The sequence below is a fragment of the Streptomyces pacificus genome (assembly GCF_011766325.1).
Classification (GTDB): domain Bacteria; phylum Actinomycetota; class Actinomycetes; order Streptomycetales; family Streptomycetaceae; genus Streptomyces; species Streptomyces pacificus.
Map to the genome: position 1 here is coordinate 1 of NZ_BLLG01000059.1, position 1,074 is coordinate 1,074.

The 1,074-nt window shown below is 67.6% G+C and carries 1 protein-coding gene; it reads left to right on the forward strand.

What is annotated here, in order from left to right; genetic code table 11:
• Positions 1–1,074 (forward strand): acyltransferase domain-containing protein (locus SCWH03_RS28225; RefSeq protein WP_173267760.1); only part of this gene is annotated, 1,074 nt, incomplete at both ends.

Below are 1,074 nucleotides of genomic sequence, written 5' to 3' on the forward strand. Positions count from 1 at the left end.
GTCTTCGGTTGTGGTGCCGTGGTTGGTGTCGGCGCGGTCTGAGGTGGCGTTGTCGGGTGTGGTGGAGCGGGTTGGTGGGTTGGGGGGTGATCCGGTGGATGTGGGGTGTTCTCTGCTGTGTACTCGGTCGTTGTTCGATCATCGTGCTGTTCTGCTGGATGGTGTCGAGGTTGCGCGGGGTGTGGCGGTTGGTCGGCCTGTGGTGTTCCTGTTCCCGGGTCAGGGTTCGCAGCGGTTGGGTATGGGGCGGGGGTTGTACGGGCGGTTCCCGGTGTTCGCGGAGGCGTTCGATGAGGTGCTTGTCCATTTGGATCCGGGGTTGCGTGAGGTGATGTGGGGTGGGGATGAGGAGTTGCTGGGGCGGACGGGTTTCGCGCAGCCGGCGTTGTTTGCGTTGGAGGTGGCGTTGTTCCGGTTGGTGGAGTCGTGGGGTGTGAGGCCGGATCGTCTGGTCGGTCATTCGGTGGGTGAGGTGGCGGCGGCGCATGTGGCGGGGGTGTTGTCGTTGGAGGATGCGTGTGTGCTGGTGACGGCGCGTTCGAGGTTGATGGAGGCGCTTCCGGGGGGTGGTGCGATGGTGGCGGTTCAGGCTGCTGAGGCGGAGGTGCTGCCGTGTCTGACCGGGGGTGTGTCGGTGGCGGCGGTGAACGGGCCGGGTTCTGTGGTGGTGTCGGGTGTGGAGGCGGAGGTTGAGGCGGTTGCCGCGCGGTTCGGTGAGCGCAGGGTGAAGCGGTTGCGGGTGTCGCATGCGTTTCATTCGCCGTTGATGGATCCGATGCTGGACGATTTCCGTGAGGCGATCGGGGGTCTGGTCTTCGGGGCTCCGGTTGTTCCGCTGGTGGTGTCCGGTGAGGTGACCGATCCGGAGTACTGGGTGCGGCAGGTCCGGGAGGCGGTGCGGTTCCACGATCGGGTCCGGGGTCTGGACGGGGTGGACTTCCTGGAGGTCGGTCCGGGTGGTGCGCTGTCCGCGCTGGTCGCCGGGGAGGGTGCGGACGCGTCGGCGGTGGCGGTCCCGCTGCTGCGGGGGGACGGGCCGGAGGAGACGGCCGTACTGACCGCGCTCGCCGGGCT